The organism is Methylophilus sp. QUAN, assembly GCF_015354445.1.
Lineage (GTDB): Bacteria > Pseudomonadota > Gammaproteobacteria > Burkholderiales > Methylophilaceae > Methylophilus.
This window is the reverse complement of record NZ_JADKYT010000001.1, coordinates 122,232-148,130: the sequence shown is the minus strand read 5'-3', so window position 1 is coordinate 148,130 and position 25,899 is coordinate 122,232. Positions and strand designations below refer to the sequence as shown.

23 protein-coding genes are annotated in these 25,899 nt (G+C 47.8%); 13 read left to right on the top strand and 10 right to left on the bottom strand.

The genetic code is table 11. The annotated features are described in order from the left end of the window. Window positions 1-7: 7 nt before the first annotated feature. A complete protein-coding gene (locus INP79_RS00670; RefSeq protein ID WP_370583199.1) occupies window positions 8-346 on the bottom strand; it encodes a thioredoxin family protein in 339 nt (112 codons plus the stop codon). A 93-nt stretch (window positions 347-439) separates the two neighbouring features. Here INP79_RS00670 and INP79_RS00665 point away from each other — a divergent pair, with 93 nt between their 5' ends. Further along, window positions 440-2,203: a monovalent cation:proton antiporter-2 (CPA2) family protein gene (locus INP79_RS00665; protein ID WP_194752533.1), complete on the top strand. Its 1,764-nt coding sequence runs from the start codon at window positions 440-442 to the stop codon at window positions 2,201-2,203. A gap of 26 nt (window positions 2,204-2,229) precedes the next feature. Here INP79_RS00665 and INP79_RS00660 read toward each other — a convergent pair whose 3' ends face one another. Next, window positions 2,230-3,246, bottom strand: coding sequence for a virulence RhuM family protein (locus INP79_RS00660; protein ID WP_194753786.1), 1,017 nt, complete (start codon window positions 3,244-3,246; stop codon window positions 2,230-2,232). A gap of 503 nt (window positions 3,247-3,749) precedes the next feature. Between INP79_RS00660 and INP79_RS00655 the strand changes: the two genes are divergently transcribed. Then, window positions 3,750-5,198 (top strand): hypothetical protein, encoded by a 1,449-nt coding sequence (locus INP79_RS00655; protein ID WP_194752532.1) that lies wholly within the window; start codon window positions 3,750-3,752, stop codon window positions 5,196-5,198. 189 nt (window positions 5,199-5,387) lie between these two features. Here INP79_RS00655 and INP79_RS00650 read toward each other — a convergent pair whose 3' ends face one another. Both INP79_RS00650 and INP79_RS00645 read right to left on the bottom strand, forming a co-directional pair. Further along, window positions 5,388-7,769: a DNA/RNA helicase domain-containing protein gene (locus INP79_RS00650; protein WP_194752531.1), complete on the bottom strand. Its 2,382-nt coding sequence runs from the start codon at window positions 7,767-7,769 to the stop codon at window positions 5,388-5,390. 62 nt (window positions 7,770-7,831) lie between these two features. Beyond that, the gene (locus INP79_RS00645) at window positions 7,832-8,746 is read right to left on the bottom strand and encodes a LysR family transcriptional regulator (protein ID WP_194752530.1); all 915 of its coding nucleotides are present in this window, start codon (window positions 8,744-8,746) and stop codon (window positions 7,832-7,834) included. Between the two features lie 137 nt (window positions 8,747-8,883). On the opposite strand from INP79_RS00645, the gene INP79_RS00640 reads away from it, so the two are divergent. The 3 genes from INP79_RS00640 to INP79_RS00630 are packed head-to-tail and all read left to right on the top strand — an operon-like array spanning window position 8,884 to window position 11,057. Next, complete coding sequence (locus INP79_RS00640; protein WP_194752529.1) at window positions 8,884-9,633, top strand: glucose 1-dehydrogenase; 750 nt, start codon at window positions 8,884-8,886, stop codon at window positions 9,631-9,633. Between the two features lie 17 nt (window positions 9,634-9,650). After that, a complete protein-coding gene (locus INP79_RS00635) occupies window positions 9,651-10,286 on the top strand; it encodes a glutathione S-transferase family protein (RefSeq protein WP_194752528.1) in 636 nt (211 codons plus the stop codon). A 3-nt stretch (window positions 10,287-10,289) separates the two neighbouring features. Further along, complete coding sequence (locus INP79_RS00630) at window positions 10,290-11,057, top strand: alpha/beta hydrolase (RefSeq protein ID WP_194752527.1); 768 nt, start codon at window positions 10,290-10,292, stop codon at window positions 11,055-11,057. A gap of 1 nt (window position 11,058) precedes the next feature. On the opposite strand, the gene yddG is transcribed toward INP79_RS00630, so the two are convergent. The 4 genes from yddG to dnaA all read right to left on the bottom strand — a co-directional run bounded on the left by yddG (window position 11,059) and on the right by dnaA (window position 17,286). After that, window positions 11,059-11,949: an aromatic amino acid DMT transporter YddG gene (gene yddG / locus INP79_RS00625; protein ID WP_194752526.1), complete on the bottom strand. Its 891-nt coding sequence runs from the start codon at window positions 11,947-11,949 to the stop codon at window positions 11,059-11,061. Window positions 11,950-12,023: 74 nt separating this feature from the next. Then, window positions 12,024-14,429, bottom strand: a complete 2,406-nt coding sequence (gyrB, locus tag INP79_RS00620; protein WP_194742263.1) for a DNA topoisomerase (ATP-hydrolyzing) subunit B — start codon at window positions 14,427-14,429, stop codon at window positions 12,024-12,026. An 81-nt stretch (window positions 14,430-14,510) separates the two neighbouring features. Then, the gene (gene dnaN / locus INP79_RS00615) at window positions 14,511-15,614 is read right to left on the bottom strand and encodes a DNA polymerase III subunit beta (RefSeq protein WP_194752525.1); all 1,104 of its coding nucleotides are present in this window, start codon (window positions 15,612-15,614) and stop codon (window positions 14,511-14,513) included. A gap of 256 nt (window positions 15,615-15,870) precedes the next feature. After that, on the bottom strand, window positions 15,871-17,286 hold the full coding sequence (gene dnaA / locus INP79_RS00610; RefSeq protein WP_194752524.1) for a chromosomal replication initiator protein DnaA: 1,416 nt from the start codon (window positions 17,284-17,286) through the stop codon (window positions 15,871-15,873). A gap of 325 nt (window positions 17,287-17,611) precedes the next feature. On the opposite strand from dnaA, the gene rpmH reads away from it, so the two are divergent. Genes rpmH through mnmE form a run of 5 tightly spaced genes read left to right on the top strand, consistent with a single transcriptional unit; the run spans window position 17,612 to window position 21,308 of the window. Beyond that, entirely contained in the window at window positions 17,612-17,746 is a 135-nt protein-coding gene (rpmH, locus tag INP79_RS00605) for a 50S ribosomal protein L34 (protein ID WP_018987191.1), read from the top strand. A 33-nt stretch (window positions 17,747-17,779) separates the two neighbouring features. Next, window positions 17,780-18,124 (top strand): ribonuclease P protein component, encoded by a 345-nt coding sequence (gene rnpA, locus INP79_RS00600; protein WP_194752523.1) that lies wholly within the window; start codon window positions 17,780-17,782, stop codon window positions 18,122-18,124. An 8-nt stretch (window positions 18,125-18,132) separates the two neighbouring features. Then, window positions 18,133-18,342, top strand: coding sequence for a membrane protein insertion efficiency factor YidD (yidD, locus tag INP79_RS00595; protein ID WP_228519653.1), 210 nt, complete (start codon window positions 18,133-18,135; stop codon window positions 18,340-18,342). A gap of 19 nt (window positions 18,343-18,361) precedes the next feature. Then, a complete protein-coding gene (gene yidC, locus INP79_RS00590; protein ID WP_194752522.1) occupies window positions 18,362-19,960 on the top strand; it encodes a membrane protein insertase YidC in 1,599 nt (532 codons plus the stop codon). Next, complete coding sequence (mnmE, locus tag INP79_RS00585; RefSeq protein ID WP_228519652.1) at window positions 19,950-21,308, top strand: tRNA uridine-5-carboxymethylaminomethyl(34) synthesis GTPase MnmE; 1,359 nt, start codon at window positions 19,950-19,952, stop codon at window positions 21,306-21,308. Before yidC ends, mnmE begins: the two co-directional genes overlap by 11 nt. Before the next feature lie 9 nt (window positions 21,309-21,317). On the opposite strand, the gene INP79_RS00580 is transcribed toward mnmE, so the two are convergent. Both INP79_RS00580 and cycA read right to left on the bottom strand, forming a co-directional pair. Continuing rightward, window positions 21,318-21,902, bottom strand: a complete 585-nt coding sequence (locus tag INP79_RS00580; protein WP_194742270.1) for a cytochrome b/b6 domain-containing protein — start codon at window positions 21,900-21,902, stop codon at window positions 21,318-21,320. 5 nt (window positions 21,903-21,907) lie between these two features. After that, window positions 21,908-22,342 (bottom strand): cytochrome c'', encoded by a 435-nt coding sequence (cycA, locus tag INP79_RS00575; protein WP_194742271.1) that lies wholly within the window; start codon window positions 22,340-22,342, stop codon window positions 21,908-21,910. Between the two features lie 229 nt (window positions 22,343-22,571). On the opposite strand from cycA, the gene mnmG reads away from it, so the two are divergent. The 3 genes from mnmG to INP79_RS00560 are packed head-to-tail and all read left to right on the top strand — an operon-like array spanning window position 22,572 to window position 25,890. Then, window positions 22,572-24,503 carry a tRNA uridine-5-carboxymethylaminomethyl(34) synthesis enzyme MnmG gene (gene mnmG, locus INP79_RS00570; RefSeq protein WP_194753784.1) on the top strand — a complete coding sequence of 644 codons (1,932 nt, stop codon included), beginning with the start codon at window positions 22,572-22,574 and terminating at the stop codon, window positions 24,501-24,503. Continuing rightward, on the top strand, window positions 24,500-25,129 hold the full coding sequence (gene rsmG / locus INP79_RS00565; protein WP_194752520.1) for a 16S rRNA (guanine(527)-N(7))-methyltransferase RsmG: 630 nt from the start codon (window positions 24,500-24,502) through the stop codon (window positions 25,127-25,129). Before mnmG ends, rsmG begins: the two co-directional genes overlap by 4 nt. Then, complete coding sequence (locus INP79_RS00560; RefSeq protein WP_228519651.1) at window positions 25,129-25,890, top strand: ParA family protein; 762 nt, start codon at window positions 25,129-25,131, stop codon at window positions 25,888-25,890. Before rsmG ends, INP79_RS00560 begins: the two co-directional genes overlap by 1 nt. Window positions 25,891-25,899 lie beyond the last annotated feature (9 nt).

Genomic DNA, 25,899 nt, shown 5'->3' with positions numbered 1-25,899 from the left:
ACGCCAGCTACGCTGAAAGCTCTTGTAATGCCAACCTCAACTCGCTCGCGTCAATGTCCCTGACCAGGCGTTTGAACTCAACACCGTCTTTCATAAAAACCAACGTAGGCCATAGTTTCACGTGGAACGACCGCCCCAACCTGCGGCCCTTGCCATCCTCAATTTTAATATGGCGGACATGGGGAAACTGGGCCAGTCCAGACACAATTGTCGGCTGCGCGGCCTGGCAATAGCCGCACCAGCTGGCGCCAAACTCCAGCATGGTGGCGCCCGGGAGGGTGTTCACTTCTTCGCGTGTAGGCTCTAAGTTTTCCATCTTGATGACTATCGTACGCGAATCTGTCATGCTTGGCTGCTAAATCAGGCCATACACATACCTTCCATCTCACCGGCGAGTGTGATAATTTCGCCTGAAAATCACGCACGCATAAAGGCACCAATGAATACCTCCAGCTTTCTCGTCCAGGCCGCAATCTACCTGTCTGCCGCCATCATTTTAGTGCCCGTATTCAAGCGTCTGGGCCTAGGCTCGGTGCTGGGTTATTTAATTGCAGGCATTCTCATCGGCCCTTATGCCTTAAAACTGATTGCCGACCCAGAACATGTGCTGCACTTTGCCGAGTTTGGCGTGGTGCTGATGTTGTTCCTGATCGGCCTGGAACTCGAGTCACAAAAAGTATGGGAGTTACGCAAGCTGCTATTTGGGCTGGGGGGCTTGCAAGTGACGCTGACCATAGGCCTGGTCACCATCATTGCACATAGCCTGCATTTTAGCTGGCCTGAAGCACTGATTATCGGCATGGGTGTCGCCATGTCATCCACCGCGATTGGGCTGACCGCGCTGATTGAGAAAAAACAGTTGCACACCACAGGCGGCCAGGCCGCGTTTGCCACCTTGCTGTTCCAAGATTTATCGGTGATTCCGCTGTTTATGCTGCTGGCGTTTATCGCACCCAACCATACAGGCGCCAGCGTTGACCTGTTGGCTGTCGCTAAAGCGATTGCCGTGATTGTCGCCATTATCCTCGCCAGCCGCACAGTGTTGCGCCCCATGATGCGCGTGATCGCACAAACCGGTGTGCGCGAGATTTTTGTCGCTTTTTCATTATTGCTGGTGATTGGTATATCGCTTGCCATGGAATCAGTCGGCCTGTCGATGGCGCTGGGTACGTTCCTGGCCGGGGTGTTATTGGCCGACTCTGAGTACCGCTATGAGTTGAGGTTAGACATCGAACCGGTCAAAGGCTTGCTGCTCGGCCTGTTTTTTATTGCCGTGGGCATGACCGTCGATTTAGCCCTGGTGGCCAACCAGCCACTGCTGATTTTTGGCGGTGCCTTGCTTATCGTACTCACCAAACTATTGGTGCTGGTCGGCCTGGGCTGGCTGTTTCAATACCCGCTGCGTGACAAGCTGCTGTTCGGCGCATCACTGTCACAAATTGGCGAGTTCGCCTTTGTGATTTTTGGCCTGGCGCTCGCGCAAGACTCCATTTCACGCGACACCTACAATATCCTCAACGCCATGGTCGCCGTCTCCATGCTGACCACGCCGATATTGCTGTTGCTGTATGACGCATTTGTCGGCCTGCAATGCAGCGAACGCCCCAAAGACGCCATTCCCGAAAATAACGCCGTCATCATTGCCGGGTTTGGCCGCTTTGGGCAAATCGTCGGCCGCGTCCTCATGGCCAAAGGCATCACCCCCACCCTGATTGATAACGACCCCAACCAGGTTGATTTAACCCGCCAGTTTGGCTGGCGCTGTTACTATGGCGACGCCTCAAGACTAGACCTGCTGGAAGAAGCAGGCATTGCCCAAGCAAAACTACTGGTGATCGCCGTTAATGACTCCCATGCGGCGTTAGAGATGGCAAGACTGGTCAAACAACGCTGGCCGCAGGTGGCCATTGTCGCCAGGGCCAGAAGCAGAACCGAAGCCTTTGATTTACGCGAGCTCGATTTACACCCTATCCGGGAAACGTTTTACTCCTCACTAGAAGCCGCCAAACAATCCCTGGTCGCCATTGGCGAAACCGCCAGCGCCGCGGCCAGAATCATCAAGCAATTTGAAAAACACGACCTGGAACAACTGGAAGTCACACTTAAAATCAGGCATGACAGAAAAGCGTTATCCAGCGTCATGGAACAAGGCCGCCAGGATCTGAAAACCCTGCTGGAAATGGAAAGTACGAGTGCTGAATAAACCCTTTAAATGCCCAATGTTTATTTTTATGCTGGCTTACCCGTACGGTTCTTGATCCTTTTTTCCAAAGCATTCAGCTCTGCCTCATCCTGCTGATCCGCAGCTTGAGCCTCGTACAATTTCCTGCGCTGATCATAATCAGCAAACAACTCACCCACCTTGGACTCCATATATGCATGGGTTTTCTTGCCAGCGCCACTCAGCAACGGAAAGCCATTGCTGGTAATAATCTGCCCCACATGCTGCTGCCAAAAAGCCATAGTGGTGATAGTTTGGCGTTTAGCGCGTAATTCTGCAGTTTCCAGAAAGATCACCACCAAGCGGTTGAGCGTATCAACTTCGTCTTCGGTCAGGTAATTTTTCGCCACAACAATATCCTGCTTGCGTACTTGCGAACCTTTCCAGGTCAACAACCCAAAATGCTGATCATCCGGGTTTGCACGTGCAAGAATGATCTCAGCAGCAGTATGTTGTGTGACGGCATAGAGCAACACGTTTTGCACAGTAGCAAAAAACTGCTGCGTGGCCTGATCCGTTTTGTCATAGTCACTGGCTAACGCAAACAGGTCACGTACCTTCTGATAAAAACGCTTTTCCGAAGCACGGATATCCCGGATGCGCTCCAGCATTTCATCAAAATAATCCAGGCGACCATCCGGGTTTTTCAGGCGTTCGTCATCCATGACGAAACCTTTGCGCAAATACTCAGCTAAAACAGTGCTGGCCCAGCGGCGAAACTGCACACCCCTCGGTGAACGGACGCGATAACCTACGGCCAAGATGGCATCAAGATTGTAGAGCGAAACGTTTCGCCGCACTTCACGACCACCCTCAATTTGAACTACCGAGGAATCCTCGGTAGTTGCCTCCAAGACTAACTCACTATCTTCGTAAATATTCTTTAGATGAAGACTTACATTATCTGTGGAAACATCGAACAACTCTGCCATTTGCCTCTGAGTCAGCCAGACCGTACCCCGATCAGCTCTAAGTTGCACTTGGGCTTGACCATCTTCACTTGTATATAGAATTAACTGAGTCATTTTTTCCAACTATCCAACCCTGACCAACGCATTCTCATTCACCTCGCCCACCAACTGAATCACCTTCTTCATATCAGCATCGTCAAAGCTGCATTCACATCCACGCCAACGATACTCCGTATAAAAACGCCTAGTGGTTTATAGCCAAAGATTTCAACTTACTCTTAGTGTATTCCTACATCATACCGATACTTTGACGGTTCTCGCCAGCAGCTCTGTACATCCGCTTGCCGTGCGTATGATATTTTCATAGTATTAACACATCCCTCGTGTTCAACGCGTCATTTTTAAAGGCTCCATTATGGCAACTGTACGCAAAACCATCACCATGACTGACCAGCAAGATAGCTGGATTAAAGCCCAAATTGAGACGCTTAGAAAAGCACTGATAGAAGGTGAAAACAATAGAAAGTAATTCTATTTAAGCTCTTTATTAGATTTAACCAACTTCAAAACAATTTCAATTAACTTTGGGTGCTAAAAAATTTCAGGGAGGTAAAGTAATGAAGATTAGCCAAATATTTGGTCTCAACAGAACTCAATACGAACTGGATTTTATAGATATTGACATTGAACGAGACACAAGATTGTTTCTTGACCCATACTTCCTTAGTCACCGGACAGATTCATTCAGTGTAGAAGCTACAAGAACTATTGGTAGTTTTTTTCAAACATTTATAGATTTGATGCAAGCAGGTGAAATCAATAATGCAAGAGAGATATTCAATCACCTACATGAACCTAATGAAACTTGTTTGGGGTTATCTGTTGGAACACCTAGGGGTAATGGCATTGGCTCTCAAAATGCTGATGCAATATTTGAAAGCATTCGCCAGAGCAGAGCATTGCAAACTGGGTTACTTGAACATTTAGAAGATTTTAGAATTTTTGTTGAAAATATCGATAAAGATAAGGTTTCAGATATGACAACAAATATCATTCGAGAGCAGCTCATAGCATACACTCAAAGCCAAGCTAAATTGTGGAGCTTTCCTTTACAGAATGGAGTAGCGTCTGGTGAGTATTGGAACAGACAAACTCGACGTTGGGAGCAAACTCATACAGAAATGCTTGTAATTCAAGAGAGAAAAATTCTATTGGTTCCTAAGGCCATTGTCTCTTATGCGAAAAGATATACACATCAACAATTTCATCAGCACTTTGTCCTTAACTTCAAACAAAGCGAGCATCTAAGATTGAACTCAGCTTTGGTACAAAGCAAAAGAAACAGAAATGGGGAGGTTAGGAGATGGGTAACTAAAGAAAGCATCAAAGAAGCAGAGGCACCCCTTGATAAAGATTTCTTGTCACAGTTTACTCAAAGTCATAGAGAAGTCTTTGCTCGCTTCAGACAATATCAGGCTAAAGGCATGCAGTCATTAGGCAATAATGAGCTCGATTCACGAACTGAAGTTAATGATTTAGTAAGACATTTAAAGGAACAATTAGCCTCACTGGGAGTTGGTAGCGAAAATGCCTCCATATATCATAAAACAGTTGCCGCAATTCTTGAGCTGCTCTTTTATCCAAGACTTACTTGTTTAACGGTTGAAAAAGTAATTAATGAGGGGCGAAAAAGAATTGACATTACATTCGACAATTCAGCATCAAGCGGAATTTTTTGGAGACTATCAACACACCATCAAATACCTTGTGCTTACATCATGATTGAATGTAAAAATTATAGAAATGATGTTGCAAATCCTGAAGTCGACCAACTGATAAGCAGATTTCATGTCAATCGTGGCAAGTTTGGAATGCTTATATGTAGAACCGTTCAAGACAGAGACACTTTGATTAAGCGGTGTCGAGATGCTTACGGTGCTGGTCAAGGTTTGATCATCCCACTAATGGATGCGGATTTGATTGAAATGCTAGATAAGATTCTTGCAGATCAAGCTAATCCAGAAGAGGATGTTTTAACAAGGATTCTTAACGAAGTGACTTCATAGGATCATTGCGAGAAGCGAAGTATCACAGTCGGAGTAACTATTCACTCCGAGAGGGATACCGATGAGACTGTGTGCTAACCAGCTGGACTTCGTGTTGTGCGCCGCGGAGTCCCCTGCAGCTTAAATTGTACTTGTTATACTTTCAAGCTAGGGAATACTAAATATTGTGAAGTACACATTTTTACCCCTTCAATTAATAACAGTTAGAAACTCACCAAGTACGACTAAACTTTCATTATCATTTTCAAAAACAATTGGCTTATATCCATATGCAGAAGTGTCTGGTTTTAAGACAATCTTTGTGTTTTTTGGGATATCTTCAACAAAAGTTTTTTGGCTGCTATAAACCTTTACTGTGTATTCGCCTCCGTGATCAGGGTCCTCAATTTCACGATGCTGAACAAGCACAATTTTTCCATTGCGAGTACCGCCTGGATTAGCTTTAAATAAACACCATGATCCATTAGGTATACGACGATTCATTGACTCGCCAACAACCTGCATCACGAACATGCCTTCGCTGACGTTGATATGGCTAGGTAATTCAACCCACTGATATTCTTCCATCATTTGAAAATCACTAAAGCCACCAGCCGCAGCTTTTAAATCGTAAATTGGTACATGCGTTTTATATGGTTTTGCTTGCTCAAATGAAACCACGTTTAAATCCAAACCGGAATACTCAGTAGTCACATCATTTATGACTTGCTCTTGGCAACTTACTACCTTTTTAAAGTAGTTTCTTGTTTCTTCGTCGGTACAAAAGATATAACAACCCTTTTGCCCTCGAGTCATTAATGTTCGATAGGTATTCTTGATAATTTCGCCAGTTAGTTGTTTGGCTTTGTAGGGTTCATTTTTTAATAGTGTCTTATAGCCACGTATTGATTTATCGTTTGAAGAACGTTTTCCGGCATCTGTGATTGCAACACCATCACGGATGACAAAGTCATCGCCAATAATCACACCGACATAATCAAGCTCTAATCCCTGACAGGTGTGGATGCATCCAATCTGCTCTACTGAATGAGCAGCTATCAGCCACAAACTTCCATCTTCATCTAAATTCCATCGAGCTTTGAAACTAAACTCAGAGATAATGATATCGAAGGCTGATTTATCTTTTTTGCTAGCCCAATCCCAGCAATATCCGGCTACTAAGCGCGCTTTATTTGAAACTCTGTTTTTCTCAACTATGGCGGCTCTTAATTGATTCGGGTCATCAAATATTTTGACATCGTAATCAATATCTTCAAGGGTGGGATTAGCGGTTTCGCGAATTTGTAAGCTGTTATCCACCCATGCCAGATAACCATCGGAACCATTACATCTAAATTGTGAAACTAGTTCTAACTCGGTAACCGTGGAACCAAGCTTGTCTGCCCAAAGCGTAATTTCATTGATAGTTCCAATATCACTTAAAGTAACTCGTTGAGCTTCATCAATAAAAAAGACATTAAACCTTGATGCCGCTATCAGCTCTTTAATTTGGTTTTCGCCAAGATTGCTGTAAAGACCAGATTTCTCATTCAGTCGGTGAGCCTCATCAACAATTAAAGCTCCAAACTGATTAGGCTCAACTTCGATATAAGCGCCAGACCCTTTAAACATTTGGTCAATGTGAGTTTTCTTTTTAGAACCTGTTAGCTTTTCCTTAAACACTGCTCGAGGCGCTGCATTTTTCGAAACATACTGCACGAGCATTTCGCGATTTGTGAGCTCGCCTAATAGATTGATAGCAACCACGGATTTACCTGTGCCTGGCCCGCCTTTTACTATCAACGTTTGTTTCTTACCATGCTGAGCTTTGTGCGCTAAATCCAGAGCAGTTTCATAGACCAACTTTTGCTCATCAATCATCAAAAACTCTGAGTTACCCGACAACATCGAAGCTAAAGCATCAGCCAAATTCTTTGATGGTTTGATAACACCATGTTCGATCCGATACATGACGTTGTTACTATCACCGTACTTCACATGCTGCTTTAGAAACTCGGAAAGCTTAATAGCGTCTTGCGATACAAATACTGGAGCTTTTTCTGTATGACTTGCATAAAAAGGATCGTCTATAACCGATCTAGATTTTAGGTTATGCAGATAAGCACAAGGCTGCAAGCGAATGGACTCTTTTCGAACCGTTTCGTTATAATCTTCAATAAGTGCAGCATATGACCACGCCTGATATGAGGGATGGTTTGTTTCTACTTCGCCACGCTGCAACCATGTTTTAACGATAGCGTCTTTATTTGTTTTCTCAACCTCTTGCCACTGCTTAAGCTCGACAATAATAGCGGTGTCATTGTGCTCCTGATCCTTACCAGTAAGAATAAAATCCACCCGCCGATTTGTCATCGGTAAGTTATATTCAATCGCTACCCGAGATGATGGAGGAATATCCTCATCCCAAAGAATCTGCGACATATACTGAAGGGAGTTTTCCCAGGAAAGCTTTTCGTTTCTTGGTGAGTTTCGATTGAGTTTTCTTAAAACCTCGGATTCGATGATTTCAGCAATTCTGTTGGATCTGACATCATCAAGAAACTCTCTTTTAGTAGCGGAATAAACAATCATAGAGTTTGTTCTTAATTATGTTGACGATTATATTTTTAACTAGATTATTCCAGAATAATTTTTTAGCCAACCTTTTGCAGCAACTCGCACTCAGCAAACAACTCTGCCACCCATTCAATAAACGCCCGAACTTTTGAGGATAAATGCCGGTTTTGCGGATAGAGCGCGTTAATCGGCAAACTCCCTGCCGGGTTGTCGCCCAACACTTTATCTAACTTACCCTCTGTTAAATAGCCTTGTACCATAAACGTGGGCAACTGGCAGATGCCTATGCCTGCCAGCGCGGCGGCGACAATTGCGTCGCCATTATTAATGGCCAGTTTACGTATGGTGGGGATTTCCTGCACTTCGCCATCTTGCTCAAGAATAAAGTTGCGCACTTTGCCGGTTTTGGAGGAAAAGAAGTGCACAGCCTGGTGGCGTTGCAGGTCGTCTGGGGTTTGTGGTGTGCCGTGGGTTTTTAAGTAGTCTGGCGAGGCGACGAGCAAAAACTGCATGGTGCCTACACGGCGGGCGACCAGGCTGGAATCGAGCAAATTGCCGATGCGGATCACGCAATCGACGCCTTCTTCGAGCAAATCAATTGGCCTGTCGTCACAGCCGATTTCGAGTTGTATCTCCGGGTATTTTTTAAAAAAGTCTGGCAGCGCCGGAATAATCACTAACCGCCCCAATGGCGTGGGCACATTTACACGCAGGCGCCCTTTTGCACTGGCCGTGGCCTGGTTGAGGGCGGCTTCGGTTTCTTCTAGCTCGTTTAATAATCTGATGGCGCGTTCGTAATAGGCGGCGCCATCGGTGGTGACGCTGATACGGCGCGTGGTGCGATGCAGCAACTTCACGCGCAAACGTTTTTCCAGCGCCAGCACCTGGGCCGAGACGGTAGTTTTGGGCAAATTGAGTGACATGGCGGCTTTGGTAAAGCTCTCCAGCTCTACCACTCGCGTGAACGCCAGCATGGAGTCAAAGCGGTCCATACACTCCCTTTTCAATCTTATTGTCCAATAAATTAGCACAGTGATTGCATATTTAGGTGATTTATCTGTATTTTTTATTTATTTATAGTGGTCACCAGTTTCAAACAACTTCATTACTTTTTATTTAGGAGATTTTTATGAGCAAGAAACTTGAAGGTAAAGTAGCCGTGGTGACTGGTGCATCTAAAGGCATCGGTGCTGAAATCGCTAAACGTTTTGCCCGTGATGGCGCAGCCGTTGTCGTCAATTACTTATCCAGCAAGGCCGGTGCCGACAAAGTGGTGGCTGATATTACAGCCGCGGGTGGCAAGGCGGTGGCCGTGGGTGGCAATGTGAGTGAAGCGGCAGACGCACAGGCGATTGTCGAAGCGGCGATTAGCAACTTTGGCAAGCTGGATATTTTGGTCAACAACTCCGGAATTTATGAATTCGGTAGCATCGAAGAAATCACCCCTGAACACTTCCACAAACAATTCAACATCAACGTGCTGGGCTTGTTGCTCACCACGCAAGCGGCGGTTAAATATCTGCCTGAAGGTGGCAGCATTATCAACATTGGTTCTGTGGTCAGCCGTTTAACGCCTCCTGGCGCGGCGGTATACACCGCCACTAAAGGCGCGGTAGATGCCATCACCGGTTCGTTATCCAAAGAACTGGGCCCACGCAAGATTCGCGTCAATGCCTTGAACCCTGGCCTGGTTGCCACGGAAGGCACACAGACGGCGGGCGTGATTGGCTCAGAGATGGAGAGTGGCTATGTGGCACAAACACCGCTGGGGCGCACTGGCCAGCCGAATGATATTGCGTCAGTGGCGGCCTTTTTAGCCTCTGAAGACTCTTACTGGCTGACTGGCGAGCAATTGCTGGTAGGCGGTGGCTTGCGTTAATTTTAGAGAGCAAACAGATGATCAACTTATACACATGGGCCACACCAAATGGTCGAAAGATCTCCATCCTGCTGGAGGAGTTAGGACTTGACTATGCGGTGAGCCCGGTTGATCTGGGCAAGCTGGAGCAGTTTTCTGCACACTTCAGTGCGATTTCGCCTAACAACAAGATTCCGGCCATCATCGATACCGAACCAGATCGTGACCCGGTCGTGATTTTTGAGAGCGGCGCTATTTTGACCTACCTGGCCGAAAAGTACGGCCAGTTTCTGGCACCGCATGGGCAGGCGCGCTATAACGCCCTGGAATGGTTGCACTGGCAAACCAGTGCGCTGGGGCCCATGCTGGGCCAGCTCGGTTTTTTCGCGGTGCGTAGCCAGGAAAAATCGCCATTAGCCATCGCACGCTTTATCGAAGAAGCAGAAAGGCTATTCAGCGTGATGGAGAAGCAGTTAGCAAGCCATGCTTACCTGGCAGGTGAAGAATACTCCATCGCCGATATCGCCTGTTACCCTTGGGTGCAAGCAGCCACGGTCTATTTTAAAGAGGCATTGAAAGGCTCGTTTGACACTAAACCGGCGTTGCAACGCTGGCTGAAGCGCATAGGCGAACGCCCTGCAGTGAAGCTGGGCATGGCGGTGCCCACACTTTAAACCATGTGGACCACAAGCTTTGAATATCCGGCCAGTGCCGCACCAATTACTTTGCAGGTATTTGGCAAAGGCGATGCCAAAAGCAGGCAAGCTGCCCTGATTTATTTTCATGGCGGCTTGTTTAACTGCGGCAGTATTGAAACGGCATATGATTTGGCCCATGCACTCTCTGAACACATGGTAGTGGTGTGTGTGGCTTATCCCTTGGCGCCTGCCATGCAGTTTCCTGACACCATAGAGGTCGCCTACCAAGCGCTGGCGTGGGTGTGCGCACACGCAAAAACAATAGGTGCAGATGCCAAAAGGATATTTGTTGGCGGGGAGCAAGCTGGCGGTAACCTGGCTGCGGTGGTGTCCATGTTGTTCCGCGACCGTGGCCTGAATTGCCGCAACACGCTTCAGGGGCAAATACTGATCAACCCCATGCTGGACGCGCTACAAACCTCAAAGTCACTGACAGCCGTGGCAGATAGCGCGTGCCGCCGGGCCTGGGCAGATTATACGCAGGTGGCGAGTAATGCCTTGCACCCGTATGTGTCACCAGTGAATTCCTGTCGGCTGGGCGGACTGGTCCCTGCGATGATCATCAGCAGTGACAGCAACCCGCTCAGGGATGAAGCCGAAACCTATGCCACGAAACTGCTGCTCGCGGGCGTACCGGTACAAGTACAAAGACTGCAAGACAGCGCTTTTAATGTAAGCAACCAGCAGCACCCGGCTTTTGACACGCTTTGCCAGTTAATCAGGCAATTTACCGGGTCGTCACCATGAACTACTGGCTGGCCCGGCCACTGAGTAATGAGCCCAGCGTGACCAAACCCACGCCGTACATAAATCCGGCGCCTGGTGCGACACCTAACCATAGGCAGGCCAGTAACACCGATAATACTGGGGTGAAATACGACATCGTTGCCAGTAGTGCCAGGTTGCCGTGCTGAATGCTGTAGTTCCAGCACGAATAGGCGGTGGCCATCAGCGTGCCCATGACACAGACCTGGAGTAACCCGGCCAGATTGAATACCAAAGTCACTTCGTCACTAAGCCCGTAAGCAAGCCATAGCACCGCAGCCGTGGTGACGAGAAATAGCGGCACACCGTTGATACCTTTGCCAAAGCGGCGGGTAAATACCGAATACACCGCCCAGATGATGGCAGCTAACAATGCCATGCCATAGCCGATGGGATTACGCTGGACATTATGCAAGAAGGTGGCGGGTGACCAGGCACCTTCGCCTTTCATCACCCAAGCAATACCCAATAAACAAAGCGCCATGGCCGGTAGCAATAACCAGTGACCGCGTTGCTGACGAGCTATCACTGCAAACAAAATGGTCAGGCTGGGCCACAGGTAATTGATCATCCCCAGCTCAAGTACCTGCCATCTGTCAGTCGCAGTGCCGATAGAAAGCGCCAGCAGGACCTCGTAGAGCACGAACAGGCCGCCGCCTACCCATAGATATAGCCTGGGGAACGTTTTGAGCTTAGGCGCGCCGATAATCGTATTGGCAAATAACCCGGCAACGCTAAAAATCATGGCCGCACCCGCTATCGGGCCAAAAATTTCAGCCACACTCCTGAATAAGCCGACAGTCACGCTCCACATCAGCACGGCGCAACAACCGACTAGCGTGGCATGATTGAAGCGCGGGTTTGAGTCTTGCATGTTTTTAAGCTTTAAAGTGAGTAATAAAAAAGCGCCCTCGGGCGCTTTTTTATTCCAGGTGAAAACGGATTTCGTTAAACGTCCAGTGAGCTGACACTGAGCGCATTGCTTTCGATAAACGCGCGGCGCGGTTCCACGTTATCGCCCATCAGTGTCGTGAAGATTTCATCGGCACCGATGGCATCTTCAATTTGCACTTTAAGCAGGCGGCGCACGGTTGGATCCATGGTGGTTTCCCACAATTGCTCCGGGTTCATCTCGCCCAAGCCTTTGTAACGCTGAATATTCAGGTTATGTTTGGCTTCGCCCAGCAACCAGTCCAGTGCCTGTTTGAAGGTGCTGACTTTTTGCTCTTTCTCGCCGCGCTTGATCAATGCGCCCTCGCCCAACAGATTGTTGACCATGTTTGAGGTACGGTTGATCTGGCGGTAATCGCCGCTGCTGAGAAACTCGGCATCAATCACGCAGCTTTGCAGGTTGCCATGCACGTATTTGTTCACTTCCAGGCGGTAGGCGCTGGTTTCTGTGTCCTGTGCCACGATGACTTCTGAACCAACCGCCCCCAGGATAGGACGCAGTTTTTCAGCGGCAGTGTTGGCTGCAGACTCTGTGCTCAAATCCAGGTCACCTAAATCCTGGATCGCGCGTAACACGCTTTCGTCATACAGGTTGGCGATGCGGCGGATCACGGCTTCTGTCAGCACCATTTGTTTGGCGATGCTGGTCAGGGCGTCGTCCTTCAGGATGTCGCCGCCTTCTTTGGTCACCAGCACGGCATCACGCAGGGCTGAGTTAAGCAGGTATTCATCCAGCTCGTGTTCATCTTTGAGGTAGCGCTCGTCGCGGCCTTGTTTGACTTTATACAGCGGTGGTTGCGCAATGTAAATATGGCCGTTTTCAACCAGCTCTGGCATTTGGCGGTAGAAGAACGTCAGCAACAAGGTGCGGATGTGGGCACCGTCGACGTCCGCATCGGTCATGATGATAATGCGGTGATAACGCAGTTTTTCCAGGTTAAAGTCGTCTTTGCCGATGCCAGTGCCCATGGCAGTGATCAGCGTGGCAATTTCTTGTGAACCCAGCAGTTTGTCAAAACGCGCTTTTTCCACGTTAAGAATCTTACCCTTCAAAGGTAAAATCGCCTGGAACTTACGGTCACGCCCTTGTTTGGCAGAACCGCCCGCAGAGTCACCCTCGACCAGGTAGAGTTCGCTCAAGGCCGGATTTTTTTCCTGGCAATCAGCCAGTTTACCTGGCAGGCCCATGGTGTCCATCACGCCTTTACGGCGGGTGATTTCACGCGCTTTACGTGCCGCTTCACGCGCACGTGCCGCTTCTACAATCTTGCCACAAACAATTTTGGCATCGACCGGGTTTTCTTCCAGAAACTCTGCCAGTTTGGCTGCCACAATTTCGGACACCACTGGCTGCACTTCGCTAGACACCAGTTTGTCTTTGGTTTGTGAGGAGAATTTTGGATCAGGCACTTTAACGGAAAGCACGCAGGTAATGCCTTCGCGCATATCGTCACCAGTAGTCTCGACCTTGGCTTTTTTAGCGAATTCGTTTTGTTCAATATATTGATTCAAGGTACGCGTCATCGCGGTACGCAAACCCGTCAAGTGGGTGCCACCGTCACGTTGCGGAATGTTGTTGGTAAAGCACTGTACCGATTCAGAGTAACTGTCGTTCCATTGCATCGCCACTTCAACCGTCATATTGTCTTTTTCGCTGACGGCATAAAACACTTTTGGATGCAGCACCGTTTTGGTACGGTTCATGTATTCCACAAAACCTTTGATACCACCACTAAAGGCGAAATTTTCAGACTTGCCTGTGCGTTGGTCGATCAACTCGATCTTCACGCCATTATTCAGGAAAGACAGTTCACGGATACGCTTGGCCAGAATTTCAAAGTGATATTCAACCAGGGTAAATGTTTCAACCGATGCCAGGAAATGGACTTCCGTGCCTTTTTTGTCGGTAGTACCAGTGATGGTTAAAGGGGCTTGTGGCACGCCGCGATGGAATTCCATCTGGTGCACTTGGCCCTTGCGGTAAATTTTCAGTCTCAGCCAGTCAGACAAGGCATTCACTACTGAGACACCCACACCGTGCAAACCACCAGAGACTTTGTAAGAGTTCTGGTCAAACTTACCACCGGCATGCAGCTCGGTCATGACGATTTCAGCCGCAGAGCGTTTAGGTTCGTGTTTGTCGTCTTCTTTGATATCGGTAGGAATACCGCGACCGTTATCAGAAATACTGATGGAATTATCCGGATGGATAATCACTTTAATATCGTCACAGTGGCCTGCCAGTGCTTCGTCAATCGCATTATCGAGCACTTCGAATACCATATGGTGCAAACCAGAACCATCTGACGTGTCACCGATGTACATGCCGGGACGTTTACGTACTGCGTCCAAACCTTCCAAAATCTTGATACTGTCTGAGTTATATTCTTGTGGCTGTGCCATAACAAAAGTTTCTTTAATGAGATTTAAAAGTCCAACATTATCCATGCCAGGCGTGTTTCACGTGAAACACGGGTGCAGGCATTATATGCGCATTGGCATCACAACGTATTTATAGTTGGCATCGCTGGCCGCCGTGATCAGGCAGCTACTGTTGGCATCGGCAAACGCAAACTCAATTTGCTCATCGCCAAGGTTATTCAGCACATCAATCAGGTAAGTGACATTAAAACCAATATCCAGTGCAACCTGGCTGTAATCAATTTCCAGTTCTTCTTCCGCTTCTTCCTGCTCAGTGTTAGTACTAATCAACTTAAGCAGGCCTTGCGTGATCACCATGCGAATACTGCGGTATTTTTCATTGGACAAAATCGAAGCCCGTTGTAAGGCACTCAAAATTGCCACACGGTTCACCATAAATGTATTTTGATGACCAGTTGGGATCACTCTGTTGTAGTCGGGGAACTTGCCGTCAATCACTTTGCTGATCAGTTGAATATCACCAAACTCAAAGCTGACCTGGCCATTGAGTAAATCAATCACCACTGGTGTTTCAGATTGCTCATCCAGTAATTTGGTCAGCTCCAGCACAGTTTTACGTGGCAGGATCACTTCCGTTTTTTCAAAGCTCTGATCCAGCGTGGTATTGGTATAGCTCAAACGATGGCCATCCGTGCCCACGACGTGCAACTGGTTGCCATTCACTTCCAGCAGTAAGCCGTTGAGGTAATAACGGATATCTTGCTGCGCCATGGCAAATTCAACCTGTTTCAGCAAGCGCTTGAGCTCTGATTGCGCCAGGCTGAAACTAATGTTCTGGCCACTGGCTTTACTCATCAAAGGATAATCCGCGGCTGGCAAGGTTTGCAGGTTAAAGCGGCTCTTGCCTGCCTTGAGCGTGATGCGGTTGTCCTGGTTATTCATTTCAATAGATGCGCTATCTGGCAATGAGCGACAAATATCTAGCAATTTTTTAGCAGAGATCGTTGTACTTAATTCGCCCTCTACCCCGCCATTCACTTTCAGCGAAATCTGCATTTCCAGATCAGTGGCTGTCAGATGCATTTCCTGCTGCTTGATGTTCACCAGCAGATTAGAAAGGATAGGCAATGTATGTCTGCGCTCTACGATGCCAGTAACACTATTAAGGGGTTTAAGCAAAACCTCACGGTTGATTTTGATTTGCATGGCCTGACCTGATTAATAACTTTATTTCAATATATAAAAGATAAGACTAATAGTAATGTGCAACTTTTTTGTGGGTAAGTCTAAAAAATAATTTAATTCAAAGACTTACAAACATTTTAGCTTGTGCATAAATTGCGGTTTAAACATGCATTATTTGTGGCTGATATTGTAAACTGATTTTATCCAGTCTATACGCAATATTTAAACACACGTCATTCTCAACTTATCCACAGCTTATTTTGTTAAATTTTTTTTGCTAGTCACGAATGACCTGTGTCAACAAACCAATATCTCGCGCTAATGTCTGGTCATTTAAGCGTAATTGTTCAATTTCTTCACAGGCATGCATCACGGTTGTGTGATGACGCCCGCCAAATGCTTCCCCGATTTCCGGGAAGCTGTGATTGGTCAGTTCACGCGCCAGTGACATCGCAACCTGGCGCGGCCTGGCCACATTACGTGAACGTTTTTTGCTAAACATGTCGCTGACTTTAATCTTATAGTAGTCAGCGACGGTTTTCTGGATGTTTTCAATCGTGATCTGGCGGCCGCGCACAGCGATCAGGTCGCGCAAAGCATCTTTGGCCAGGTGCACATCAATGGCGTGGCCAGTAAAGTTGGCCATGGCAATAATACGGTTTAGTGCACCTTCAAGCTCACGTACGCTGGAACGAATCTGTTTGGCAACAAAGAAAGCCACATCTTCATGCAGGTTGATTTTGAGGTTTTCGGCTTTTTTGCGCAAAATCGCAACGCGCATTTCCAGCTCTGGCGGTTCAACGGCCACGGTCAGGCCCCAGCTAAAACGCGTGCGCAGGCGCTCATCCATGTCTGCGATCTCTTTAGGATAAGTATCGCAAGTAATGACAATTTGCTTTTTTTCTTCAATCAGCGTGTTAAACGCGTAGAAAAACTCTTCCTGGGTGCGGGTTTTTTTGGCAAAGAACTGAATATCATCAATCAGTAATAAATCGAGAGAGTGATATTGCTGCTTGAACTCGTCAAACGCTTTATTTTCGTAAGCTTTCACCACGTCAGACACATAACGTTCAGCGTGCAGGTAGCGTATATTGGCTTCCGGCTTGGCTTTTTTCAGCTCATTGCCAATCGCCTGCAATAAATGGGTTTTGCCCAAGCCCACGCCACCATAAATAAATAAGGGGTTATACGCCTGACCAGGATTGCCAGCTACTTGAATCGCTGCAGCACGTGCCAACTGGTTGGCACGGCCAGTGACGTAGTTATCAAACAGGAAACTGTCATTCAAGCCACTGCTTTTCTCTGATTTGAGGTGTTTGGCCGGCGCGCGGTTGCTCACCGGTTTTTTATCAATAACCCTGGTGGTTTGAGTGGCAGCAGCTACCACTGCTTCTACTGGAGATTGCGCGGAGGGGGTAGCTTTAACCGCAGGGGTGCTTGGTGCAGGTGCAGCCTGCTCACTGGTATCTACGATCAGTTCAACGACGGCAGTGGGAGATAATTCGGTAGCAATGGTGGCAATGCGGGTAAAAAACTTGCTTTTAACCCACTGCATGACAAATTTATTAGGCGCGACAATCTGCACCGCCTCGCCATTGACGCGTGCTTTGAGGGGTTTAATCCAGGTATTGTATTGTTGTGCCGAAAGTTCTTTTTCGAACTTGAGCAAACAATAAGCCCAAAAATTTTCCATTGCTCCAGTGCTTTTTAAAAGTGTCAGCAAAAAGTCAGCCCGTTTCCGTGTTTCAGGCGCTGTTTGCGTTTATTCGTTATAATTGCCGGGAAGAGTGGCAGAAGACGTGGCCGTGTGGCGATTATCACCTTGACCTGTTGCAGACATTCTAAACGTTTTGACCTGAGTTATCCACAGCCATGGCCTATAAAAAAATAAAAAAAATCATTGACATAAGGTTGCGGTTTGCTGTTTAATTAAGGGTTTTTGAAATCGGCAAATATTCACTGTTAAATCAGCGTTGCCGGATTAGAGTTTAATTGCCACTTTTGGCAGGAGTTTAATAATGAAACGTACCTATCAACCATCCAAAACCCGTCGTGCACGTACCCATGGCTTTCTGGTACGCATGAAAACCAAAGGTGGCCGTGCAGTGATTGCTGCTCGTCGCGCTAAAGGTCGTAAACGTCTGGGTCTGTAATCCCTGACGGATGCATTGCTTGAAACTCAATGCATGACATTGTACAAGCTAAAAAAAACGGATGAATTTTCATCCGTTTTTAGTTTCAGGAAACGGTTTTATGGTGAATGGCTGTTTGCCAACATCATGCCTAACCAGCAAGACCATCATCGCTACGGTTTGGTCGTGTCGAAAAAAGTCGCCAAACTGGCGGTCAAGCGCAACTATATGAAGCGCGTTTTGCGAGAATTGTTGCGCGCACAACCCTCTCTGGCCGGTCATGGCTTTGATGTTGTGTTACAAGTACGCAAGGCTTTTCAACACGAAGATTTTCCGGCCATACAACGTGATTTGTCACAATTGCTGGCTAGACTGAAAAAAACTGCGCCCGTTTCTTAACGATACTGATGAAAACGATACTGATTACATTCGTGAAATGTTACCAGTGGGGCTTAAGCCCCTGGCTGGGCCGTCAGTGTCGTTTTCATCCAACCTGTTCACACTACGCCATTGAGGCATTACAGCGCTATGGTGCCTGGCATGGTAGCCTGTTAGCTTTGCGCCGCATTGGCCGCTGTCATCCATGGCATCCCGGTGGTGTGGATCCCCTTCCCTGACCTGTAAAAACGAAACCTTATGGATACTCGCCGTTTAATTCTGTTCGTGATCTTTTCCTTCTCAATTATGTTGCTATGGGACGCCTGGCAGCAGCAACACGCGCCTGCGCCAGTTGCACAGCAAGAGGCGGTGCAAACTTCCCCTGCTGACAAACCACAGGAAAATGGTTTTAAACTCAGCCAGGGTTCACGCATTGCGGTGAAAACAGACCGTTATGCGGCAGTGATTGATACGGTGGGCGGTGATCTGCGTCAGTTGTCTTTGCTTGAGCATAAGGCAGATGACAACTCTGGCCCTTATGAGCTCATGAGTGATGCCAGTGCAGATAAGTTGTATGTGGCGCAAACCGGTTTAAAAGGTGATGGCTTACCTACGCATTATGTAACGTTTACTGCGGCTGAGACCAATTACAGCCTGCAAGAAGGCCAGGACACATTGGAAGTGCGTTTAACTGCGCCAGAAACCAATGGTGTGGCTGTGGATAAGGTGTATCGTTTCCACCGTGGCCAATACCTGATCGATGTGCAGTATGAAATCAAAAACAACAGCGATAAAGCGATTTCACCGTCAGTGTATTACCAGATTATTCATGATAATGAGTCTAACCAGGGCTCTAAAATGATGCCTACGTTTACCGGTGGTGCTTATTTCACCGAAGCGGATAAATATAACAAGGTCAAATTTGATGAAATGGCCAAAAAAGATGTGTCGATTAATGCCAAAGATGGCTGGGTAGGCTTGGTACAACATTATTTTGTCAGTGCCTGGGTGCCGCAATCCACAGCTGAGCGCAAGTTCTACACGACCAAGCTGAGTGAACATGATTTCTCTATCGGTACCATTTTGCCTGTGGGTGAAATTGCTGCGGGTAACAGTAAAACTGTAGATGCAAAACTGTTTAGTGGCCCACAAGCCCAAGAGGATTTGGAAGCTGCTGCGCCTGGCCTGGAATACGTGGTGGATTACGGCATTCTGACGGTGATTGCCAAACCATTGATGTGGTTGTTGACCCATATTCACGAATTGGTGAAAAACTGGGGTATTGCCATCATTGTGTTGACCATTCTGATCAAGGCTGCCTTCTTCAAGTTGTCTGCTTCCGGTTACCGCAATATGGCGCATTTGCGTGAAATTGCCCCACGCATGCAAGCGCTGAAAGACAAATTTGGCGATGACAAGCAAAAACTGCAGCAAGCCATGATGGAAATGTACCGCACCGAGAAGATCAACCCGATGGGGGGTTGCTTGCCTATCCTGGTGCAGATTCCAGTGTTCATTTCATTGTATTGGGTATTGCTGGGCTCAGTTGAGTTGCGCCATGCGCCATTTTTTGGCTGGATTCAAGACTTGTCAGCCACTGACCCCTACTTTGTGTTGCCGGTATTGATGGGCGCGACCATGATTATTCAAACCTTTTTGAATCCGCCACCGACCGACCCGATTCAAGCCAAAGTCATGAAAATCATGCCAGTGGCATTCAGTATTTTCTTCTTCTTCTTCCCTGCTGGCCTGGTGTTGTACTGGTTGGTGAACAACATTCTGTCTATCTGGCAGCAATGGGCTATCAACCGCATGATTCATGCTGAAGCTGTGGCAAAAAAAGGGCATGGCAAATAATCAGGTCGCTTTAACTACAGACACCATTGCCGCCATTGCGACTGCACCAGGCGCAGGCGGGATTGGTGTGGTGCGGGTATCTGGGCCGTTGGCTGCAGATATCGCTACACAAATCCTGGGCCACTGCCCTGCCCCGCGGCATGCGGCCTACCTGCCTTTCTTGCAAGCGGATACCACGTTAATTGACCGTGGTATCGCCATTTACTTCCCTAACCCACACTCTTATACCGGCGAAGATGTGCTTGAGCTGCAAGCCCATGGCGGTACGGCGCTGATGCAAATATTGCTGGCACGTTGCATAGAATGCGGTGCCCGTCATGCGCAAGCTGGTGAGTTTACCCAGCGTGCATATTTAAATGACAAACTCGACCTTGCGCAGGCAGAAGCGGTTGCGGACCTGATCAATGCGGCGACGGTAGAAGCCGCCCGCAGTGCTGTACGTTCTCTTTCTGGTGAGTTTTCACATGCCATACAGACCTTGCTGCAACAGTTGGTCGATTTGCGTATGTATGTTGAAGCTTGCCTGGATTTCCCTGAAGAAGAGATTGATTTTATTACCCAGGGCCGGGTGCTTGAGAAGTTGCAGGCTAATCAAGCCGCTTTGCAGCATATTTTTCACCAGGCAAGGCAAGGTGTGTTGTTGCGCGAAGGCATTAATGTTGTGCTCATTGGGCAGCCTAATGTGGGTAAGTCTAGTTTGCTCAACGCCCTATCTGGCGAAGAGGTGGCTATTGTGACGCCGATTGCAGGGACCACGCGCGATACCATTAAGAGCGTGATCCAGATTGAAGGCGTGCCTTTGCATGTGATTGATACTGCAGGCTTGCGCGAGACTGAAGACACGGTTGAACAAGTAGGCATTGCTCGCACCTGGAAGGCGATAGAAACTGCGCATGTGGCGTTGTTGCTCGTGGATAGCCAGCATGGCATTGGCGCGCAGGAAAAGGCCATTTTGCACAAACTGCCGCCAGAAGTGAAAAAAGTTTGGGTGCATAACAAGATAGATGTTTCACGTGAAACATCGCGCATTGAAAAACACGAAAATGAGCAACACGCGTTTTTATCGGCCAAGACAGGTGATGGTATTGCCAGCCTGCAAAAAACGCTTCTGGAAATTGTGGGTTATCAGCCTGGTGGCGAAGGTGTGTTTATGGCCAGGGCGCGTCATTTACAAGCGCTAGAAGAAGTTGAGCAGCATCTGGACCAAGCCATGTTGCAAATGCATGCGGCTGAGTTGGTGGCAGAAGAGTTGCGTTGTGCGCAAGAGGCGCTGGGAACCATTACAGGTGAGTTCACCCCCGACGATTTACTAGGGGAAATTTTCAGTCGTTTTTGTATCGGCAAATAAAAACCCGCATTAGCGGGTTTTTTTTCTTGGGAATGGCGTATTGCGTTCATTAAAGCGTTCATCAATGCTGCACACACGCTTGCAGCCGGTAATCATGGCCCAGATCAGGTTGTCGTGATTAATAAAACTTTCAAAAATAACCCCGAACACATGCACCACCACCACTGCCAGCCAGGTCCAAGTGGCATAGTGATGTAGCACCTGGCTCATCTCGTCATCAATGATGCCCCAGCCATTGTTGTAAACGATACAACCGGAGCCAACAGTGATGATACCCAAGCCTAGCATGGCGTAAATGGCAATTGAGCCTGTTGGGTTGTGGCCAATGTAGTGCCGGGCGGTGCCTTTGAGTAGCTTGAATAGGTGTTTGACTGCCCACACCGGGTTCAGTGGAAAGCTGCGAAAGCTGGCGTAGCCGGTAGCAAGCAATCCCCAGATAATACGCGCGACGATCAGTGTGCCAGCGACATACCCTGCATAAGCATGATGTAGGCGGTCCCACATGGAGGCGTGGGTATAAAATGCATACCCAAACGCCGCCACTAAAGACCAGTGGAAGATCCTAATGAAAGGATCCCAGACATACCGTAGCATTTAGATTATTTGCTAGGTTTAGTTTCTGTTAACAGATAAGCGATAAAGTTGGCTTTTTCTGAAGGTGAGCAATCTGCACCCAGAATGTCGTTACAGTGCTTGGTGAACTCATCTTCCACTTTATCAATGTCGGTAAAGCGCTTGGTGTTAACACGTGGTGCCAATGGTGGAATTTCTTTGTTGGTCACAATGTTTTTGCCCACGTTGGCTGGGTTGTTGGTGTGGCAGGATGCACAAGCTGCTTCTTTACCGCTAGGTGTTTTGAACTTGCGGTTGAAGAAAATTTTACCGTCTGTAATAGAAGGTGCTTCATACATAGGATTAGCGGAGTGTGCAATGTTGGTGTACTTGTATACCAGTTTTTCGGCATTGGTCACATCAGCCATTGCATGTACAGAAAACAAGACCCCGAATGTAGCAATAATTGTTTTGATTTTCATGGTAAGAGCTCCTTGGTTGTTTTAAAAAATTCTATTCTTTTTATGTTAAGTAAATATGGCCTGCTTGTAATTGATTTGTATTAAACCGTAATAATTTTGTATTAAGACCGTATCAATCCATATTAAAACATGGAACAAGTGTATCAAAGCAGCGAATTAAATGACCATTTGATTAGTTTACGCTAAAATCACAATTCTTTTTAAATCAAACAGTTCAAGATTCTTTATGATGGACTTTCCTGATCGATTCGATGTCATTGTGGTGGGTGGCGGCCATGCCGGTACCGAGGCTGCGCTGGCGGCCGCCCGTATGGGGCAGAAAACGCTGTTGTTAAGCCACAACATTGAAACATTGGGACAAATGTCCTGTAACCCTTCTATTGGCGGCATAGGTAAAGGTCACCTGGTGAAAGAGGTTGATGCCCTTGGTGGCGCCATGGCGGCGGCCACTGACGAGGGTGGCATACAGTTCCGTATCTTGAACTCCAGCAAAGGTCCGGCGGTTCGCGCGACGCGCGCCCAGGCTGATCGTATCCTGTATAAGGCCGCTATTCGCCACCGCCTGGAAAACCAACCTAACCTGTGGCTGTTCCAGCAAGCGGTGGATGACATTATTCTGGAAGGTGATCGTGCTGCCGGTGTCGTTACGCAAATTGGCCTGCGTTTTTACGCAAAATCCGTTGTCTTGACGGCAGGTACGTTTTTGGGCGGCTTGGTGCATGTGGGCTTACAAAATTACAGTGCTGGTCGCGCCGGAGATCCGCCAGCCATCTCGCTCGCTGCACGCCTGCGTGAAATTGGCCTCCCGGCCGGGCGCTTGAAAACCGGCACCCCTCCACGTATTGATGGTCGTTCCATTGATTATAGTGTCATGACTGAGCAGCCTGGTGATACGCCAGTACCGGTATTTTCTTTTTTAGGCAATGCAGCACAACACCCGCAGCAATTACCTTGCTGGATTACCCATACCAATCAACAAACGCATGACATTATCCGCAGTGGTCTGGACCGCTCGCCTATGTACACCGGAGTGATTGAGGGTGTGGGGCCGCGTTATTGTCCATCGGTAGAAGACAAAATTCATCGCTTTGCAGATAAAGAGTCGCACCAGGTATTTCTGGAGCCTGAGGGCCTAACCACACACGAAATTTATCCTAATGGTATTTCTACCAGCCTGCCATTTGATATTCAACTGGCGTTGGTGCGTTCTATTCGCGGTTTGGAACATGCGCACATCCTGCGCCCCGGATACGCTATTGAATACGACTATTATGACCCTAGAGGCTTGAAGTCGACTCTTGAAACAAAAACTGTGCGTGGCTTGTTTTTTGCCGGGCAAATTAATGGTACTACGGGTTATGAAGAGGCTGCTGCGCAGGGTTTGCTCGCAGGGGCAAATGCCGCACTATTTGCGCAGGACAAAGAAGGCTGGTGCCCTTCGCGCGAACAAGCTTACCTTGGGGTGCTGGTGGATGACTTGATTACGACTGGGGTGAATGAGCCTTACCGTATGTTTACCAGCCGCGCAGAATATCGTTTACAGTTGCGTGAAGATAATGCCGATATGCGTCTGACGGAAAAAGGCCGCGAGCTTGGCTTGGTCGATGATGTGCGTTGGGAAGCGTTCTGTAAAAAACAGGAAGCGGTTGCGCGTGAACAAGCCAGGTTGAAACGTACATTCTTGCAGCCGGATAATGGCCAACCCGCAGGACAACATACAATTGTTTCACGTGAAACACAGGTCGCTGTTTTTGGTAAGCCTTTGGAGCATGAGTATTCATTGTTCGAATTATTGCGTCGGCCGGAAATTGCCTATCAGTCACTGTTGGACTTGGTGCCTGCTCCAGAAGTGTTGGCTGAGGATGTATTGGAGCAAGTAGAAATCGCAGCCAAGTATCAAGGTTATATTGATAGGCAGAATGAAGAAATCTCGCGCCAGAAAAATAGTGAGAATATCAAACTGGGGGATGCGATCGATTACAACGATGTGCATGGCCTGAGTAATGAGGCGCGCCAGAAATTATTAGCACAAAAACCGGAAACGATAGGTCAGGCTAGCCGCATACAAGGCATTACGCCGGCGACGATTTCACTGTTGCTGGTTTATCTCAAGCGTAAACATAAAAAGCAAAGCCAGTCTGGCGATATTGCAGCCGCATGATGGATGATTTGTTGCCGCAATTAGCCGCCGGAGTGGAGGCGCTTGGTTTACAATCTATAGTGACGCCGGAAAAGCAGCTGCAGTGTCTCGCTTATCTGGCGTTGCTGCAAAAATGGAATAAAGTCTACAACCTGACAGCCGTGCGCGATCCTCAAGAAATGCTGGTGTTGCATTTGCTGGATAGTTTGAGTGTGTTGCCTTATATTCAGCCGGGAAATCTGCTGGATGTGGGTAGTGGTGGTGGTTTACCTGGGCTGGTAGTGGCGATTACACGACCGGATGTAGAGGTGACTACTATCGATACAGTGCAGAAAAAAGCGATTTTCATGCGTCAGGTAAAGGCTGAGTTGGGTTTGTCGAATGCGCAGGTGGTGCATGGTCGGGTGGAGGCTTATCAACCACCCTCGCCTTTTACGCAGATTGTCTCGCGTGCTTTTTCCGATATTGCTTTGTTTAAGCAGTTGACGACGCATTTGATTGCGCCGCATGGTCGTTGGTTGGCGATGAAGGGGGTGGTGCCAACCGATGAGCTGCAACAGGCTGCGGTGTTGCCCACAGAGGTCATCCGTTTGCAGGTGCCAAACCTGCAGGCAGAACGGCATTTAATTGTGTTTGAGAATACATAATGAAAATAATCGCAATCACCAACCAAAAAGGTGGCGTTGGTAAAACGACCACTTGCGTCAATCTGGCTGCCAGCCTGGCAGAGCATGGTAAAAAAGTATTGTTGGTTGATTTGGATCCGCAAGGCAATGCCAGTACAGGCAGTGGCGTTGACAAAACGCATTTAAAGGACAGTATTTACCAGGTGCTCATCGGCAATAAAACCATGCAAGAGGTAATCGTGCATGCTGAGGCTGCCAAGTTTGATGTCGCCCCGTCTAATCGTGACCTGGCAGGGGCTGAGGTTGAGTTGGTGAATGAAATGGCGCGTGAAACACGCTTGAAGAATGCCATCCTTAAACTGGGCGATGATGCCTATGATTATGTATTGCTTGATTGCCCGCCGTCGCTGAATTTGGTGACGGTGAATGCTTTAACTGCCGCCCATTCGGTGATGATTCCGATGCAGTGCGAGTACTACGCACTTGAGGGTTTGTCAGACCTGGTCAATACTGTCAAGAAAGTGCGTGCTCACTTAAATCCGGTGCTGGAGATAGAAGGTTTGTTGCGGACCATGTTCGATAACCGCAATATGCTGGCGCAGCAAGTATCGGCACAACTGGTCAGCCATTTTGGTAAAAAGGTATATCAAACCATCGTACCGAGAAATGTGCGGCTGGCGGAGGCGCCAAGTTATGGCATGCCGGTATTGCTGTATGATCGCTCCTCCAAAGGTGCGCAGGCTTATTTGGAGCTGGCGCAGGAAATCATCCAGAAGAATTAATTGTCGATC

What these genes read in the sequence shown, in the direction of transcription:
- INP79_RS00580 (WP_194742270.1), bottom strand. Translation starts at nt 21,902, where the DNA reads ATGCTACGGTATGTCTGGGATCCTTTCATTAGGATCTTCCACTGGTCT.
- yidC (WP_194752522.1), top strand. Translation starts at nt 18,362, where the DNA reads ATGGATACTCGCCGTTTAATTCTGTTCGTGATCTTTTCCTTCTCAATT.
- INP79_RS00670 (WP_370583199.1), bottom strand. Translation starts at nt 346, where the DNA reads ATGACAGATTCGCGTACGATAGTCATCAAGATGGAAAACTTAGAGCCT.
- INP79_RS00645 (WP_194752530.1), bottom strand. Translation starts at nt 8,746, where the DNA reads ATGGACCGCTTTGACTCCATGCTGGCGTTCACGCGAGTGGTAGAGCTG.
- INP79_RS00660 (WP_194753786.1), bottom strand. Translation starts at nt 3,246, where the DNA reads ATGACTCAGTTAATTCTATATACAAGTGAAGATGGTCAAGCCCAAGTG.
- mnmE (WP_228519652.1), top strand. Translation starts at nt 19,950, where the DNA reads ATGGCAAATAATCAGGTCGCTTTAACTACAGACACCATTGCCGCCATT.
- rnpA (WP_194752523.1), top strand. Translation starts at nt 17,780, where the DNA reads ATGACATTGTACAAGCTAAAAAAAACGGATGAATTTTCATCCGTTTTT.
- INP79_RS00655 (WP_194752532.1), top strand. Translation starts at nt 3,750, where the DNA reads ATGAAGATTAGCCAAATATTTGGTCTCAACAGAACTCAATACGAACTG.
- dnaA (WP_194752524.1), bottom strand. Translation starts at nt 17,286, where the DNA reads ATGGAAAATTTTTGGGCTTATTGTTTGCTCAAGTTCGAAAAAGAACTT.
- gyrB (WP_194742263.1), bottom strand. Translation starts at nt 14,429, where the DNA reads ATGGCACAGCCACAAGAATATAACTCAGACAGTATCAAGATTTTGGAA.
- INP79_RS00560 (WP_228519651.1), top strand. Translation starts at nt 25,129, where the DNA reads ATGAAAATAATCGCAATCACCAACCAAAAAGGTGGCGTTGGTAAAACG.
- dnaN (WP_194752525.1), bottom strand. Translation starts at nt 15,614, where the DNA reads ATGCAAATCAAAATCAACCGTGAGGTTTTGCTTAAACCCCTTAATAGT.
- INP79_RS00635 (WP_194752528.1), top strand. Translation starts at nt 9,651, where the DNA reads ATGATCAACTTATACACATGGGCCACACCAAATGGTCGAAAGATCTCC.
- INP79_RS00630 (WP_194752527.1), top strand. Translation starts at nt 10,290, where the DNA reads ATGTGGACCACAAGCTTTGAATATCCGGCCAGTGCCGCACCAATTACT.
- rsmG (WP_194752520.1), top strand. Translation starts at nt 24,500, where the DNA reads ATGATGGATGATTTGTTGCCGCAATTAGCCGCCGGAGTGGAGGCGCTT.
- INP79_RS00665 (WP_194752533.1), top strand. Translation starts at nt 440, where the DNA reads ATGAATACCTCCAGCTTTCTCGTCCAGGCCGCAATCTACCTGTCTGCC.
- mnmG (WP_194753784.1), top strand. Translation starts at nt 22,572, where the DNA reads ATGGACTTTCCTGATCGATTCGATGTCATTGTGGTGGGTGGCGGCCAT.
- yidD (WP_228519653.1), top strand. Translation starts at nt 18,133, where the DNA reads ATGAAAACGATACTGATTACATTCGTGAAATGTTACCAGTGGGGCTTA.
- cycA (WP_194742271.1), bottom strand. Translation starts at nt 22,342, where the DNA reads ATGAAAATCAAAACAATTATTGCTACATTCGGGGTCTTGTTTTCTGTA.
- INP79_RS00640 (WP_194752529.1), top strand. Translation starts at nt 8,884, where the DNA reads ATGAGCAAGAAACTTGAAGGTAAAGTAGCCGTGGTGACTGGTGCATCT.
- rpmH (WP_018987191.1), top strand. Translation starts at nt 17,612, where the DNA reads ATGAAACGTACCTATCAACCATCCAAAACCCGTCGTGCACGTACCCAT.
- yddG (WP_194752526.1), bottom strand. Translation starts at nt 11,949, where the DNA reads ATGCAAGACTCAAACCCGCGCTTCAATCATGCCACGCTAGTCGGTTGT.
- INP79_RS00650 (WP_194752531.1), bottom strand. Translation starts at nt 7,769, where the DNA reads ATGATTGTTTATTCCGCTACTAAAAGAGAGTTTCTTGATGATGTCAGA.